The following is a 14,934-nucleotide window of genomic DNA, read 5'->3' as shown; positions in this document are numbered from 1 at the left end:
GGATTTAACTCATTTTCCAGGGCAGGACGCATGCGCGACCCCTATGAGGTGCTGGGCGTTGCCAAGAACGCATCGGCCAAGGACATAAAATCGGCCTACCGCAAGCTCGCCAAGAAGTATCATCCGGACCAGAATCCGAATGATCCCAAGGCCAAGGACCGGTTTGCCGCCGCCAACCAGGCCTATGAGGTCGTCGGCGACGAGAAGAACCGTGCGGCCTTCGACCGCGGCGAGATCGACGCCGATGGCAAGCCGAAATTCCAGGGCTTTGAGGGCGCAGCCGGCGGCGGCGATCCGTTCGGTGGCTTCCGCCGCCAGCAGGGCGCCGGCGGCTCGCGCTTCGAATTCCGATCGGGGCGTCCGGGCGGCGATCCGTTCGACGGCAACAGCGACATTTTCAGCCAGATCTTCGGCGACGCCTTTTCCGGCGCGCGCGGCGCCGGAACAGGCGACCGCCGCCAGCAGGCGACCGCCGCCGATCTGAACGTCACGCTCGACGTCACCATCGAGGAGATAGCGACCGCCGAAAAGGTGACGGCGATGTTTCCCGACGGCCGCAAGATTGCGGTCAAGCTGCCGGTCTATGTCGAGGACGGACAGACCATCCGGCTGAAGGGCCAGGGCGAGCAGGGGCCGGGACAGCCGGGCGATGCGCTGGTCAAGATCCGTATCCGCAGGCACCCGCGCTACCGCATCGAGGGCCGTGACCTGCATGCCGATCTGGAGGTAGCGTTGGCCGACGCGGTGCTGGGCGCCAAGGTGCCGGTCGACACGCCGACCGGCAGGCTGGCGGTCAACATTCCGGCCTGGTCGAACTCCGATAAGGTGCTGCGCCTGAAGGGCAGGGGCTTGCCGGAAAAGGCCGGCGGCCATGGCGATCTCTACGCCCATGTCCGCATCATGCTGCCGGAAGGCGGCGACAGCGAACTCGAAGCGCTGATGCGCAGCCGCAAAGGCTGACGCGGCTCGACTTCGCTGGCTAACTGCCGGGCGCTGCTTCCTCCATCCGCCGGATGGTTTCGCCGAAGCGGCGCAACGCCTGCCGCACCGGGACATGCGGGCTCTCGATCTCAAGCAGGATCATCGTCTCGCTGCCGAGGAATGCGGCGCTGACCAGGCTGGTTACTTCGGCGGCGGAGAATGGCCCGAGGCCGCCGAACCGACGCTCCGCCTCTTGCGCCAGTCCGTCCAGCAGTTCGAACCAGCCGCGCAGGTCGCGGCGCACCGCCTTGGCGATCTCGGGGCTCGACAGGCTTGCCGCGATCATCTCGTGCAGGATCCGGACATAGCCGGACGCCAGATCATCGTCGAGGAAATCGCAAGCGCGCTCCCAGCGCTGCCACAGCGGCATAGGTGCCGCAAAGGTTTTCGCCTGGCGCTTCAGCAGCCCCTCGTTCAGATGGTCGAGCAGGGCCAGGAACAGCCGTTCCTTGGAGCCGAAATGGTAATGGATCTGGCTGAGCGGAACGCCGGCGATCTCGGCAACGCGGCGCGTCGACAGATCGGCATAACCGCCTCGATGGAGGCATAACTCGGCAGCCGAAATCAGTTCGGCGCGCGTGTCGCGCTTTTGCTTGTTCTGCGGCGGGGTAACGGCTTCGGCAGCGTCCGTCATGCGGCGTGGCTGCCGCTGTTAGCGGTGCAATCTGGGCGGATCATAGCTTCTCCTGTCCGGGGCTGGACGTCCCTCCACTCTATCTCGGTCGAGCGACCGATCAAGTTGACTCGTCAGAAAATTTATGGTTTTTGACGCTGAATTCGGTCGACCGACCGAATCCTGATGCTTGCATGGAGGGGCAGTCATGGCGGGCGTAATCACCCTTATCTACGGCGTTGCCGCATACCTGATTTTTCTCGGTTCGTTTCTCTATGCGGTCGGTTTCGTCGGCAACATGGTCGTGCCGAAATCGATCGATTCCGGAGTCGCTGGAAGTCCGGTCGAAGCCGTCATCGTCAATGCACTGCTGCTCGGCCTTTTCGCCGCCCAGCACAGCATCATGGCGCGGCCGGTTTTCAAGCGCTGGTGGACACGGATTGTCCCGCACGCGGCCGAACGCAGCACCTATGTGCTTTTGGCCAGCCTCATCCTGCTGCTGCTCTACTGGCAATGGCGGCCGATCCCCGGTCTCGTCTGGACGGGCGAGAACCCGGTCTGGGTCGCCGTCATGCATGGCGTGTTCTGGCTCGGCTGGGCGGTATTGTTGACCAGCACCTTTCTGATCAACCATTTCGAACTGTTCGGCCTGCGCCAGGTTCTCGCCGCTTTGCGCAAGAGCGAACCGGCGCCGCCCGTGTTCAGGACGCCACTGTTCTACAAATGGGTCCGGCACCCGCTCTATGTCGGCTTCCTCCTGGCCTTCTGGGCGACGCCGTCCATGACATGGGGCCATCTCCTGTTCGCGGTGGGCAGCACCGGCTACATCCTGCTCGGCATCTTCCTCGAGGAACGCGATCTCGTCGCGATGTTCGGCGATCAGTACCGAAGCTACCGCAAGCAGGTGGGAATGCTCATTCCCTGGCGCAAAATGGCTGGATAGAGCCGATGCGTTGCCGGCCAGCCGATTCGGCTGGTCGGCCGGGCCTGGGCCATCAAGGCGCGCTGGCCGCAGTGAGGCGTTCAAATCTCACAACAACGTTATTATCCCCCATTCGTTGTCACGCCGAGTGTCTGAATTGAACGCGCGCCCCGTCTGCGCTTGATGCGCCTTTCTGCCTGTGCGATAGGCACTCCAAAGCAGAAAATCTTTCGGAGAGCGCTGACATGGCGGGTGGACAGGGCCTTATGGCCGGCAAGCGCGGCCTTATACTGGGCGTCGCCAACAACAGATCGATTGCCTACGGCATCGCCAAGGCCTGCGTCGACCATGGCGCCGAGATCGCGCTGACCTATCAGGGCGAGGCGTTCAAGAAGCGCGTCGAGCCCCTGGCTGCGGAATTGGGCGCCTTTGTCGCCGGTCATTGCGATGTCACTGATCCGGCGAGCCTCGACGAGGTGTTTGCCAATGTCGCCAAGCATTGGGGCGGCAAGCTCGACTTCCTCGTCCATGCCATCGCCTTTTCTGACAAGGACGAGCTGACCGGACGCTATGTCGAGACGACGCGCGACAATTTCCTGCGCACCATGGACATTTCGGTCTATTCCTTCACCACCATTGCCAAGCGCGCCGAAGCGCTGATGACCGACGGCGGCTCGCTGCTGACGCTGACATATTACGGCGCCGAAAAGGTCATGCCGCATTACAACGTCATGGGTGTCGCCAAGGCCGCGCTCGAAGCCAGCGTGCGCTATCTCGCCGTCGACCTCGGCGGCAAGAAGATCCGCGTCAACGCCATCTCGGCCGGGCCGATCAAGACCTTGGCTGCTTCGGGCATCGGCGACTTCCGCTACATCCTCAAGTGGAACGAATACAATTCGCCGCTGAAGCAGACCGTCACCCAGGAAGAAGTCGGCGATTCCGCCGTCTATTTCCTGTCGGACCTGTCGCGTGGCGTCACCGGCGAGGTGCACCATGTCGATTCCGGCTATCACGTCGTCGGCATGAAGGCGGTCGACGCGCCGGATATTTCGACCGTCAAGGAATAGTTCTGCCGCGGTTTCCGCCCGCCTGTCCTGATTTCCGGAAGACCTGATGGTTCCGCTCGTCTACATCGTGCGCCATGGCCAGACGCAGTGGAATGCCGAGTCGCGGCTGCAGGGCCAGGCCGACACCGATCTCAACGCGCTCGGCCGCGAGCAGGCGACCCGCAATGGACGGCGGCTGGCCGAACTGATCCAGAATCCTGAGGATTTCGACTTTGTCGCCAGCCCGATGAAGCGGACGCGCGAGACGATGCAGCGGCTGCGCTTGGCGATGCAGCTCGATCCCGATGCCTACCGCATCGACCCGCGTCTGGTCGAGGTGCACTTTGGCGACTGGCAGGGCTTTACCTATGCCGAACTCGATGCGCGAATGCCGGGCTCGGCGAAGGCGCGACGGCGCAACAAATGGAATTTCCAGCCGCCGGGTGAGGGCGCCGAAAGCTACCAGATGCTGCTCGAACGGGTGAAGCCGTGGTTCGACGCGCTCGACCGCCAGACGGTCTGCGTCACGCATGGTGGCGTCGTGCGGACCCTGTTTCGGATGGTCAAGGGTGTTTCCGAACACGAAGCGGCAAACCTGGAAGTGCGGCAGGACCGGGTGCTCAGGCTGCAGGACGGGCGTCTGGATTGGCTTTAGGTTCGAGCAGATAAAAACAGGACGACCGTCCTGTTTATCCGGGCAGGGCTCCGCCGAGCGGCAAGGGCCTGTGCGATGTCGGTGTTACTCGGTGTCGGGCAGTTCCATGTCGGTGACGACGTTCTCGCCATTCGTCACGTCATAGGCAATGACGATATCCATGCCCGGTTTCAGCGAATCGAGATCGGTCTCGGCGTTGAGCTTGAAGGACTTACCGTCCTCCAGCGTCAGCGTCAGCGCGTCCTTGTCGACCTTCTTGATCAGGCCTTCGGTCTGGCCGGCATAGGCGGCGGTGGAAATCAGCAACATGGCGGCAGCAGCGCCAATCAGGGTACGCATCGTCGTCCTCTTTGTCATTGCGCCTGCACGGATGGCGGCGAGCTTTCAACGGGCGGATGGAAGAGAGCAGAAACCAACCGAATGTGTCAAAACTAAAACCGCCGGATCACAGTTTGACCGCTGTGGAAAACGCCAATAGAACGCACCTTTGATCCGGTCCGCTGCCGGGCAGGGCTAAAATTCATGTCTCACAACACGTTCGGCCATCTCTTCCGCGTCACCACCTGGGGCGAAAGCCATGGCCCGTCGCTCGGCTGCGTGGTCGATGGCTGCCCGCCCGGCATCCGCTTCACGCGGCAAGAGATACAGGCCGAACTCGACAAGCGCCGTCCCGGCCAGTCGCGTTTTGTGACCCAGCGCCGCGAACCGGACGAGGTGAACGTGCTATCCGGCTTCATCCTCGACGAGGACGGCGAGACGATGATCACCACCGGCACGCCCGTCTCGATGCTGATCGAGAATGTTGACCAGCGCTCCAAGGACTATGGCGAGATTGCCCGCCAGTACCGTCCCGGCCACGCCGACTACACCTATGAAGTCAAATACGGCGTGCGCGACCATCGCGGCGGCGGTCGTTCCTCGGCGCGCGAGACGGCCGCGCGCGTGGCCGCCGGCGCGCTCGCCCGTAAGGTGGTGCCCGGAATGGTGGTGCGCGGCGCGCTGGTCTCGATGGGCGAAAAATCGATCGACCGCGCCAACTGGAACTGGAATTTCATCGGTGACGCCGAAAACCCGTTCTTCACCCCCGATCCGGCCTCGGTTCCGGTCTTCACCAGCTATCTCGACGGCATCCGCAAATCCGGCTCCTCGGTGGGCGCGGTTATTGAAATCATCGCCGACGGCGTGCCCGCCGGACTTGGCGCGCCGATCTACGCCAAGCTCGACCAGGACATCGCGTCCGGCCTGATGTCGATCAACGCCGTCAAGGGCGTCGAGATCGGCAACNAACGGTTTCGAAGCCGCCCGCATCACCGGCGAACAGAATGCCGACGAGATGCGCATCGGCAATGACGGCAAGCCGGTCTTCCTGTCCAACAATGCCGGCGGCATTCTGGGCGGCATCTCGACCGGCCAGGCGATCGTCGCCCGCTTCGCCGTCAAGCCGACCTCGTCGATCCTGACGCCGCGAAAATCCATCGGCAAGGACGGCAACGACGTCGACGTCATGACCAAGGGCCGCCACGACCCCTGCGTCGGCATCCGCGCCGTGCCGATCGGCGAAGCCATGGTTGCCTGCGCAATCGCCGACCATTATCTGCGGCACCGGGGACAGACAGGCCGGGGATTAGGCAGTAGGGATTAGGTAATAGGCCAGCCCATCCTTCCTTCCCTAACTCCTACTGCCCAACCCCTATTCCCTGCGAGCGAAGCGAGCCAATGCCATACGATCAGAAGAAAATCGTCGAAGCCATCCGCGCCTTCGAGCGCGGCGAGATCGTCGTCGTCATGGACGATGACGGGCGTGAGAACGAGGGCGACCTGATCGTTGCCGCCGTGCATTGCAGCCCGGAGAAAATGGCCTTCATCATCCGTCACACCTCCGGCATCGTCTGCACGCCGATGCCGCGCGAGGAGGCCAAGCGGCTCAATCTGCAGCCGATGGTCGCCGACAATGATTCCGCCCACACCACGGCCTTTACCGTCAGCGTCGATTTCAAGCATGGCACCACCACCGGCATTTCGGCCGAGGACCGCACGCTGACCGTGCGCAACCTGGCCAACGGCAATGTCGGCGGTTCGGATTTCGTCCGGCCCGGCCACATCTTCCCGCTGATCGCTAGGGAAGGCGGCGTGCTGATGCGCTCGGGCCATACCGAAGCCGCGGTTGACTTGTGCAAACTTGCCGGCCTGCCGCCGGTTGGCGTGATCTCGGAGTTGGTCAATGACGACGGCACCGTCAAGCGCGGCCCGCAGGTGGCGAGCTTTGCCGAGGAACACGGCCTCAAGCAGGTCTCGGTCGCCGACCTCATCGCCTACCGGCAGCGCAAGGAAACGCTGGTCGAACGCGTCGCCTGCTCCGAAATCGACACACTCGGCGGCAAGGCGCAGGTCTTCACCTACACGCTGCCTTGGGATTCCATGCACCATGTCGCGGTCGTTTTCGGCGACATCCGTGACGGCGAGGACGTCCCGGTGCGGCTGCATTCCGAGGATGTGGTGACCGACGTGTTCGGCACCAGCCACCGGCTCGACGCCATTATGAAGGCGATGGGCGAACGCAAGCGCGGCGTCATCGTTTACCTCCGAGAGGGTTCGGTCGGCGTCGCCCATCAGGAGCGCAACCGGCCGATGAGTGCCGACCGTGAGGACCACGAAGAGGCGCGCCGCCGCGAGAACGAATGGCGCGAAATCGGCCTCGGCGCGCAGATCCTGAAGGACCTCGGCATTTCCTCGATCAACCTGATCGCCTCGCGCGAGCGCCACTATGTCGGGCTTGAAGGCTTTGGCATACATATCGCCAAGACCGAGATTATCTAGTTCGTCGCGCAAGAGCGACGCTGCCGAAAAAATTGCGCGGGCAGGTCGCCTGCTTCTGCGATTTGCTGAAGGATCCACGCGTTCGTCATCCTATGGCGAAGCAAGGAGCGAAGCGACGCGGCGCAGACCATAGGATCCATGCCGCGACTTCGACGCGTTGCAACGGTGCAGGATTCTGCTCCGCTGCACCCTACGGTAACGGAATGGCTCCTCGGGTCTGCGCGTCCGCTTCGCTCCCGCTTCGCCCGTGGATGACGACGCCAGAGGCCTCACCTAAGTCCGAACGTTTGCGGTGGTCTCCAAAGCGAACGTCAGGCCGCGTCCTTATTCCGCGGGAACGGCGGCCGCGTCGCATCCGTCCAGCTCGCATGTGTGGGTGGCCAGGCTGCGCTGGCCCAGCAACACCGTGACCAATGCGATGACGCCGGCCGCCACCGAGACCCAGAACCCGTTGCGGGCGCCGAATTCATCCACCACCGCACCGGCGGCAAACGAACCGAGCGCCATGCCGATGCCGATGCCTGTCATCACCCAGGTGATGCCTTCGGTCAGCATCGCTTCCGGCACGTGGCGTTCGATCAGGCCGAAGGCGGTGATGAAGGTTGGCGAGATCGCCACGCCGCTGATGAAAACGGTCAGCGCCAGCAGCGGCACCGTGTCGGCGGTGAGCGGCAGCAATGTGCCGAGCGCAACGAGGGCGACCGCGAGGGCCAACTGGCGCTGCAGCGGCGCTTTCAGGTTGAGCGCACCGACGATGAGGCCGAGCACGAACGATCCCAGCGCATAGACGCCGATGACGAGGCTGGCGGCGCCCGGCTGGCCGAGTTCCTTGGTGATCGCCACCGTGCTCACTTCCGTCGACGCGAAGGTGGCGCCGACGAAGATCAGGGCGAAGGTGATGATCTGCACCGGCCTGAGCCGGATTGCCGAGCCGCTCGAGACATGATTCACCGGCCGCACTTGTGGTTCGGTCGAACGCTGCAGGATGAAGGCTGCCGAGCCAAGGGCGAGGAATAGCGTGCTGACCAGGACACCGGCTTCCGGGAACAGAGCGGCACTCAAGCCCACCGACAGCGATGCGCCTGCAATGTAGACGAGTTCGTCCGCCGCCGATTCGAAGGCGAATGCGGTGTTCATCTGCGGCCGGCCGCGAAAAATCTCGGTCCAGCGCGCGCGCACCATCGCCGGCATGCTGGGCATGGCGGCGGCCGCCAGTGCCGACACAAACAGCGTCCACACCGGCCAGTCCTGATTGGCTGCGGCAATCAGCACCGCGAAGGCGAGCACGGTGAGGATGGTGGTCGGAATCACGATCCGCGTCTGGCCGAGGCGATCGACCAGCCGTGATATCTGCGGCGCCACGAAAGCGTTGCTCAGCGCGAACGTCGCCGAGACAGCTCCCGCCAGCCAGTATTCGCCACGCGCCTGCGAGAGCATGGCCACGATGCCGATCGGCGCCATGGCGATCGGCAGCCGCGCGAGGAAGCCCGCGGCGGCAAACCCCTTGGCTCCAGGGGCACGAAAGATTTCCGAGTATGGGTTTTGCATGGCTGGTTCCTCGACAAAGGCCAATTCGACAATTACATACGATGCGTATGAATATAGGTAGTCCATACGCCGCGTATGTCAATTGGCATACGAAGCGTATGTGAATAAGGCCAGAACCATGCACAGACCCCGCAAGGAGATGATTGCCGAAACGCGCGCCAAGCTGATCACTGCGGCCCGCAGTGCCTTCGGGACGATCGGCTATGCCGAGGCGTCCATGGATGATTTCACCGCATCAGCCGGGCTGACGCGCGGAGCGCTTTACCATCATTTCGGTGACAAGAAGGGCCTGCTGCAGGCCGTCATCGCCGAAATCGACGGCGAGATGGCGGTTCGCATCAATGAGATCGCGTCGAAAGCGCCGAACCGTTGGCAGCGTTTCGTCGACGAATGCACGGCCTATATCAAGATGGCGCTCGAGCCGGAAATCCAGCGCATCATGTTTCGCGACGGTCCGGCTGTGCTCGGCGATCCGGCGCAATGGCCAAACGCCAATGCCTGCGTCGGCTCGATGACCGATCATCTGACCGCTTTGCAACAGGAGGGGGTGGTCGTCCCCGGCGTCGACCCCGAAACCGCCGCACGGCTGATCAACGGCGCCAGCAGCCAGGCGGCGCAGCGCATCGCCAATTCGAACGATCCCGAAGCCACGTCGAAGACCGTGGTGGCGGCCTTCCAGCAACTGCTCGAAGGCTTGCTCAAAAAGCAGGGTTCGCATCCGGCCTGAAATCTCACGAGCCGATCCCCGGCGTTTGCCGAGATTGACAATTTTCGGCCCAGGTTCATCCTCGCCGTCCATCTCTGAGGGGAGATTCGGGCGCATGTGGGATTTCGAAATCGGCAGGTCGGTGTCCATCATGATCAGGACATGGCCATTCATCGTCTTTCGCATGATCGTCTATTTCGGCATCACGCTCGCCTATATCGTGGCGACCGGCAGCGGCGCCTCCGTCGGCTATGGCGTCGGCCACATCTCCACCGATCCCGACGGGCCGCTGTCCTTTGCGCTCTGGGGCGGCATCGTCGGCATCGGCGTCGTTTCGATCGCGCTGTACTGGATCCGCGAATACATCCTCTATGTCGTCAAGGCCGGCCATATCGCCGTCATGGTCCATCTGATCGATGGCCGCGAGATTCCCAATGGCCAGGACCAGATCGCCTACGCCAAGGGTGTGGTGAAGGAACGTTTCGCCGAGGCCAACATCCTTTTCGTGGTCGACCAGCTGGTCAAGGGCGCCATCCGCGCCATCACCGGCCTGATCGGCGGCATCGCCGCCTTCCTGCCCATTCCGGGCCTCGGCGGCCTGGTCGCTTTCATCAATACGGTCATCCGCCTGTCGCTGACCTATGTTGACGAGATCATCCTCGGCTACAACATCCGTATCAACTCGTCGTCGCCCTTCGAAACCGCCCGGCAAGGCGTCGTGCTCTATGCCCAGAACGGCAAGACCATGGTCAAGAACGCCGTCTGGCTGGCGGTCATCATGTGGGGTGTGTCCTTCGTCATCTTCCTTTTGATGCTGGCGCCGGCCGCCGCCATCATGTGGTTCATTCCGGGGCAGCTCGGCGGCTGGGCCTTCGTGCTCGCCATCCTCCTTGCCTGGGCCTTCAAGGCGGCCTTCATCGAACCCTTCGCCATAGCCTGCCTGATGCAGGTCTATTTCAAGACCATCGAAGGCCAGGTGCCGAACGCCGAATGGGACCAGCGGCTGGCCGAGGGGTCGTCCAAGTTCAGGGAACTCAGGGATAAGGCGCTGGCCTCCTTCGGCGGCTCGCGCTGGACGCAGCCGGCGCCCGGGGTGTAATCCCTGTTGAACGTCGGGGCGGTGCGGCGTCAAACCATGGTCAAAGCGGCCGGGCGCGCCTATATCGGGTCATGGTCACCAGGCTCTACACCCATCCGATCTTCCTCGAACATCTGACGCCCCCCGGTCATCCGGAGCGGCCGGACCGCTTGCGCGCTATCGAGCGCGTGCTCGACGACGAGGCCTTCACCGCACTCGATCGGGTAACGGCGCCGCAAGGCGACGAGGCCACAATCCTCTACGCCCACCCCGAGGATTTCGTCGCCCGCGTCCGCGCCGCGATCCCTGAAAGCGGCATTGCCTCGATCGACGCCGACACGAGCGCCAGCCCGAAAAGCTGGCAGGCGGTGGTCACTGCCATCGGTGCGGCCAACGCTGCCGTCGACGATGTTTTCGAGGGCAGCGTTGCCAATGGCTTCGTCGCCGCGCGTCCGCCCGGCCATCATGCCGAAAAGACCACGGCCATGGGCTTTTGCCTGTTCAACACCGCGGCGATCGCGGCCCGCTACGCGCAGAAGAAACACGGCGCCGAGCGTGTCGCCATCGTCGACTGGGACGTGCATCACGGCAATGGCACGCAGGACATTTTCTGGGACGATCCCTCGGTGCTCTATTGTTCGACGCACCAGATGCCGCTCTATCCCGGCACCGGGGCTAAAAACGAAACCGGCGCCGGCAACATCGTCAACGCGCCGCTGGCGCCGCAGACCGGCTCGGACATGTTTCGCGATGCCTTGCTGTCGCGCGTCCTTCCGGCACTCGACAATTTCGCGCCCGATCTGATCATCATTTCCGCAGGCTTCGACGCTCACCATCGCGACCCGCTGGCCGAGATCAACCTCAGCGAGGACGATTTCGACTGGGCGACAGGCCAGTTGCTGGAACGCGCCGGGCGCCACAGCGGCAACCGGCTCGTCAGCCTGCTTGAGGGCGGCTACGATCTGCAGGGACTGGCATTTTCGGTCGCCGCCCATGTCGGGCGGCTGATGAAGGGGTAAAGTATGGCTGGCGAAGCAAATGAAGACGTGAAGGCGATGAGCTTCGAGCAGGCACTCGACGCGCTGGAAAAGATCGTCGATGATCTGGAACGCGGCGACGTGCCGCTCGACCAATCGATCAAGATCTATGAGCGCGGCGAGGCGCTGAAGGCCCATTGCGACCGGCTGCTGAAGGCGGCCGAAGACAAGGTCGAGAAGATCAGGCTGTCGCGTGATGGCAAACCGGTGGGAACGGAGCCGCTCGACGCGGAGTAGTGGAATGGGGCGGGCATAAAGCAGATAGGAGTTCAAGCATGTGCAGAAACATCAAGACCCTGTTCAATTTCGAGCCGCCGGCGACCCATGACGAGATCCGCGACGCCGCCCTTCAATTCGTGCGCAAACTGAGCGGAACGACGCGCCCCTCGCAGCGCAACCAGGCAGCCTTCGACCGTGCCGTCGAGGCGATCGCCGAATCGGCGCATGAATTGCTGCATTCGCTGGAAACCACGCATCATCCGCGCAATCGTGAAGAGGTGGCGGCCAAGGCAAAAGCCAAATCGGCGCTCCGCTTCGCCTGAGGACATCCAGATGAGTTTCTTCCCCGGCAAGGACCCTGAGCCTGGCGATGCCTTCGCCAGCGACCAGATCGAGCTCATGGTCATTCCAAACGCCAAGGACATTGGCGGCTTCCAGGTTCGTCGCGCTCTGCCGACGGCAAAGCGGCGGCTGGTCGGTCCCTTCATCTTCTTCGACCGCATGGGGCCGGCGATCTTGCGCGCCGGCCAGGCGATGGATGTGCGCCCGCACCCGCATATCGGGCTTTCCACCGTCACCTATCTGTTCGACGGCAATATCAGGCACCGCGATTCGCTCGGCACCGAGATGGTCATCCAGCCCGGCGACGTGAATTTGATGACCGCCGGCCGCGGCATTGTCCATTCCGAGCGCACGCCCGAAGAACTGCGCGGCGCGCCGATGTCGGTCTCCGGCCTGCAGACATGGCTGGCTTTGCCCGACGGCAAGGAGGAAGTGGCGCCGGTGTTCGAGAACACGGCCGCGCTCCTTCTGCCCGAGATCGACGCCGAAGGTGTTTCCGGCCGCGTGGTGATCGGCGATTTCCAGGGACTGCGCTCGCCGGTAAGAGCCGACACCGAGACGCTCTACGCCGATCTGAGGCTGGCGCCCGGCGCCAGCGTCAAAATTCCCGCCGACGCCGAGGAACGCGCCATCTACACGCTGCACGGCGATGTCTCGGTTTCGGGCGACCGTTTTCCGGCCGAACGGCTGCTGGTGTTCCGGCCTGGTGACGAGATCGTCGTGTCGTCCGAGCGCGGCGCCCATTTCATGCTCTTCGGGGGCGCTTCGCTCGGCTCTCCGCGCCACATCTGGTGGAACTTCGTCTCGTCGTCGAAGGAACGCATCGAACAGGCCAAGCAGGAATGGAAGACGGGCCGCTTCGATATCGTTCCTGGAGATGAGGAAGAGTTCATTCCGTTACCGGACAATTAACGTCAGCATCACCCGCGTCACTGACACGCATTTACATTCCGGCGACGCAGGCATATTTCGCCATGATCGACGCGCATTATAGCTGAGCAGGCCCTTTAACAGTGAACGCAACGCTGCATACGCCGCTTCTCGACAAGGTCCGCATTCCAGCCGACCTGAAGAAGCTTGACGAAAGCGAGCTGCCGCAGCTGGCCTCGGAGCTGCGCGCCGAGCTGATCGATGCCGTCTCGCATACGGGCGGGCATCTCGGCGCCGGCCTCGGTGTCGTCGAACTGACGGTGGCGCTGCACTATGTCTTCAACACGCCGGAAGACCGCGTGATCTGGGATGTCGGCCACCAGGCCTATCCACACAAGATCCTGACCGGCCGCCGCGACCGCATCCGAACGCTCAGGCAAGAAGGCGGCCTGTCCGGCTTCACCCGTCGCGCCGAGAGCGAATACGACCCGTTCGGCGCCGCGCACTCTTCGACCTCCATTTCCGCCGGCCTCGGCATGGCCATGGCGCGCGACCTCTCGGGCGGCCACAACAATGTCATTGCCGTCATCGGCGACGGCGCCATGTCCGCCGGCATGGCCTATGAAGCCATGAACAATGCCGGCGCGCTTGATGCCCGGCTGATCGTCATCCTCAACGACAACGACATGTCTATCGCGCCGCCGACCGGCGCCATGAGCGCCTATCTGGCGCGGCTCGCGTCGGGCAAGACCTATCTTGGCCTGCGCGATTTCGGCAAGAAGCTGACCTCCTATCTCGGCAAGCGCGCCGACCGCGCCATCAAGCGGGCGGTCGAGCATGCGCGCGGCTACGTCACCGGCGGCACGCTGTTCGAGGAGCTTGGCTTCTACCATATCGGCCCGATCGACGGCCACAATCTCGAGCATCTGATCCCGGTGCTGAAGAACGTCCGCGACCATGCCGACGGCCCGGTGCTGATCCATGTCGTGACCCAGAAGGGCAAGGGCTACGCGCCGGCCGAGGCCGCGGCCGACAAATATCACGGCGTCAACAAGTTCGACGTCATCACCGGCGCGCAGACCAAGGCCCCGGCCAATGCGCCGGCCTACACCAAGGTGTTCGCCGAGAGCCTGGTCCAGGAGGCCCGCCTGGACGACCGCATCGTCGCCGTCACCGCCGCCATGCCGAACGGCACCGGCCTCGATTTGTTCGGCGAAGCGTTTCCGACCCGGACCTTCGATGTCGGCATTGCCGAGCAACATGCCGTGACCTTCGCCGCCGGCCTCGCCAGCGAGGGCTACAAGCCCTTCGCCGCCATCTATTCGACCTTCCTGCAGCGCGCCTACGATCAGGTCGTCCATGATGTGGCGATCCAGAAACTGCCGGTGCGTTTCCCGATCGACCGCGCCGGTTTCGTCGGCGCCGACGGCGCCACTCATTGCGGCGCCTTCGACACCACCTTCCTGGCGACGCTGCCGGGCTTCGTGGTGATGGCGGCCGCCGACGAGGCGGAGCTTCGCCACATGGTGCGCACCGCCGCCTATTATGACGAAGGCCCGATCGCCTTCCGCTATCCGCGCGGCAATGGCGTCGGCGTCGACATGCCGGAGCGCGGCTCGGTGCTCGAAATCGGCAAGGGCCGCATCGTCAGGGAAGGCACCAAGGTGGCGCTTCTGTCCTTTGGCACAAGACTGCAGGACTGCCTGCTGGCGGCCGAGGAACTCGGCGCGGCAGGGCTTTCGACGACGGTTGCGGACGCCCGTTTCGCCAAGCCGCTGGACGAGGATTTGATCCGCCGTCTCGCCCGCTCGCACGAAGTGCTGGTGACGGTGGAAGAGGGCGCTGTCGGCGGTTTCGCCAGCCACGTGCTGCAGTTCCTCGCCCATGAAGGCTTGCTGGAAAGCGGTCTGAAAGTTCGGCCGCTGGTGCTGCCGGACGAGTTCGCCGACCACGCCAAGCCGGAAAAAATGTATGCCGATGCCGGGCTCGACGCGGCCGGCATCGTGCGCACCGTGTTCGTCGCGCTCGGCCATTCCGCGCGCGCGCAGCGCGCCTGAATCAAACCTCACGCAGCTGAAGCAGTTGCCTGTGCAAGCTTAA

15 protein-coding genes and 1 pseudogene are annotated in these 14,934 nt (G+C 63.6%); 13 read left to right on the top strand and 3 right to left on the bottom strand.

Going from position 1 to position 14,934, the window contains the following annotated elements:
- Nucleotides 1-30 precede the first annotated feature (30 nt).
- A complete protein-coding gene (locus X726_RS161805) occupies nt 31-960 on the top strand; it encodes a J domain-containing protein (RefSeq protein ID WP_023668446.1) in 930 nt (309 codons plus the stop codon).
- Between the two features lie 19 nt (nt 961-979).
- On the opposite strand, the gene X726_RS161810 is transcribed toward X726_RS161805, so the two are convergent.
- On the bottom strand, nt 980-1,615 hold the full coding sequence (locus X726_RS161810) for a TetR/AcrR family transcriptional regulator (RefSeq protein WP_023668445.1): 636 nt from the start codon (nt 1,613-1,615) through the stop codon (nt 980-982).
- A 187-nt stretch (nt 1,616-1,802) separates the two neighbouring features.
- Here X726_RS161810 and mddA point away from each other — a divergent pair, with 187 nt between their 5' ends.
- The 3 genes from mddA to X726_RS161825 all read left to right on the top strand — a co-directional run bounded on the left by mddA (nt 1,803) and on the right by X726_RS161825 (nt 4,217).
- The gene (gene mddA / locus X726_RS161815; protein WP_023668444.1) at nt 1,803-2,537 is read left to right on the top strand and encodes a methanethiol S-methyltransferase; all 735 of its coding nucleotides are present in this window, start codon (nt 1,803-1,805) and stop codon (nt 2,535-2,537) included.
- 224 nt (nt 2,538-2,761) lie between these two features.
- Nucleotides 2,762-3,583 (top strand): enoyl-ACP reductase FabI, encoded by an 822-nt coding sequence (gene fabI, locus X726_RS161820; RefSeq protein ID WP_023727494.1) that lies wholly within the window; start codon nt 2,762-2,764, stop codon nt 3,581-3,583.
- A gap of 46 nt (nt 3,584-3,629) precedes the next feature.
- Complete coding sequence (locus X726_RS161825; RefSeq protein WP_023668442.1) at nt 3,630-4,217, top strand: histidine phosphatase family protein; 588 nt, start codon at nt 3,630-3,632, stop codon at nt 4,215-4,217.
- An 84-nt stretch (nt 4,218-4,301) separates the two neighbouring features.
- Here X726_RS161825 and X726_RS161830 read toward each other — a convergent pair whose 3' ends face one another.
- Entirely contained in the window at nt 4,302-4,556 is a 255-nt protein-coding gene (locus X726_RS161830) for a DUF1344 domain-containing protein (protein WP_023685405.1), read from the bottom strand.
- Nucleotides 4,557-4,739: 183 nt separating this feature from the next.
- Between X726_RS161830 and aroC the strand changes: the two are divergent.
- Nucleotides 4,740-5,859 (top strand): annotated as a pseudogene (gene aroC / locus X726_RS01000000166685) (chorismate synthase).
- A 74-nt stretch (nt 5,860-5,933) separates the two neighbouring features.
- Nucleotides 5,934-7,034, top strand: a complete 1,101-nt coding sequence (gene ribB, locus X726_RS161835; RefSeq protein ID WP_023668438.1) for a 3,4-dihydroxy-2-butanone-4-phosphate synthase — start codon at nt 5,934-5,936, stop codon at nt 7,032-7,034.
- 324 nt (nt 7,035-7,358) lie between these two features.
- On the opposite strand, the gene X726_RS161840 is transcribed toward ribB, so the two are convergent.
- Nucleotides 7,359-8,582: an MFS transporter gene (locus tag X726_RS161840; RefSeq protein ID WP_031214674.1), complete on the bottom strand. Its 1,224-nt coding sequence runs from the start codon at nt 8,580-8,582 to the stop codon at nt 7,359-7,361.
- Nucleotides 8,583-8,700: 118 nt separating this feature from the next.
- On the opposite strand from X726_RS161840, the gene X726_RS161845 reads away from it, so the two are divergent.
- The 7 genes from X726_RS161845 (at nt 8,701) to dxs (ending at nt 14,891) form a co-directional block, all read left to right on the top strand.
- Entirely contained in the window at nt 8,701-9,309 is a 609-nt protein-coding gene (locus tag X726_RS161845) for a TetR/AcrR family transcriptional regulator (RefSeq protein WP_023668436.1), read from the top strand.
- A 94-nt stretch (nt 9,310-9,403) separates the two neighbouring features.
- Nucleotides 9,404-10,387, top strand: coding sequence for a hypothetical protein (locus X726_RS161850; protein WP_023668435.1), 984 nt, complete (start codon nt 9,404-9,406; stop codon nt 10,385-10,387).
- 71 nt (nt 10,388-10,458) lie between these two features.
- Nucleotides 10,459-11,385: a histone deacetylase family protein gene (locus tag X726_RS161855; RefSeq protein ID WP_023668434.1), complete on the top strand. Its 927-nt coding sequence runs from the start codon at nt 10,459-10,461 to the stop codon at nt 11,383-11,385.
- A gap of 3 nt (nt 11,386-11,388) precedes the next feature.
- Entirely contained in the window at nt 11,389-11,640 is a 252-nt protein-coding gene (locus X726_RS161860; protein ID WP_023668433.1) for an exodeoxyribonuclease VII small subunit, read from the top strand.
- Nucleotides 11,641-11,678: 38 nt separating this feature from the next.
- Nucleotides 11,679-11,945 (top strand): DUF2277 domain-containing protein, encoded by a 267-nt coding sequence (locus X726_RS161865; protein ID WP_023668432.1) that lies wholly within the window; start codon nt 11,679-11,681, stop codon nt 11,943-11,945.
- 10 nt (nt 11,946-11,955) lie between these two features.
- Nucleotides 11,956-12,876 carry a pirin family protein gene (locus X726_RS161870; RefSeq protein ID WP_023668431.1) on the top strand — a complete coding sequence of 307 codons (921 nt, stop codon included), beginning with the start codon at nt 11,956-11,958 and terminating at the stop codon, nt 12,874-12,876.
- A 101-nt stretch (nt 12,877-12,977) separates the two neighbouring features.
- Nucleotides 12,978-14,891, top strand: coding sequence for a 1-deoxy-D-xylulose-5-phosphate synthase (dxs, locus tag X726_RS161875; RefSeq protein WP_023668430.1), 1,914 nt, complete (start codon nt 12,978-12,980; stop codon nt 14,889-14,891).
- Nucleotides 14,892-14,934: the final 43 nt, after the last annotated feature.

Origin of the sequence: Mesorhizobium sp. LSJC285A00, assembly GCF_000503155.1 — a bacterium.
Lineage (GTDB): Bacteria > Pseudomonadota > Alphaproteobacteria > Rhizobiales > Rhizobiaceae > Mesorhizobium.
Note: the sequence above shows the minus strand (reverse complement) of the source record. Positions and strands in the feature narration are given on the sequence as shown.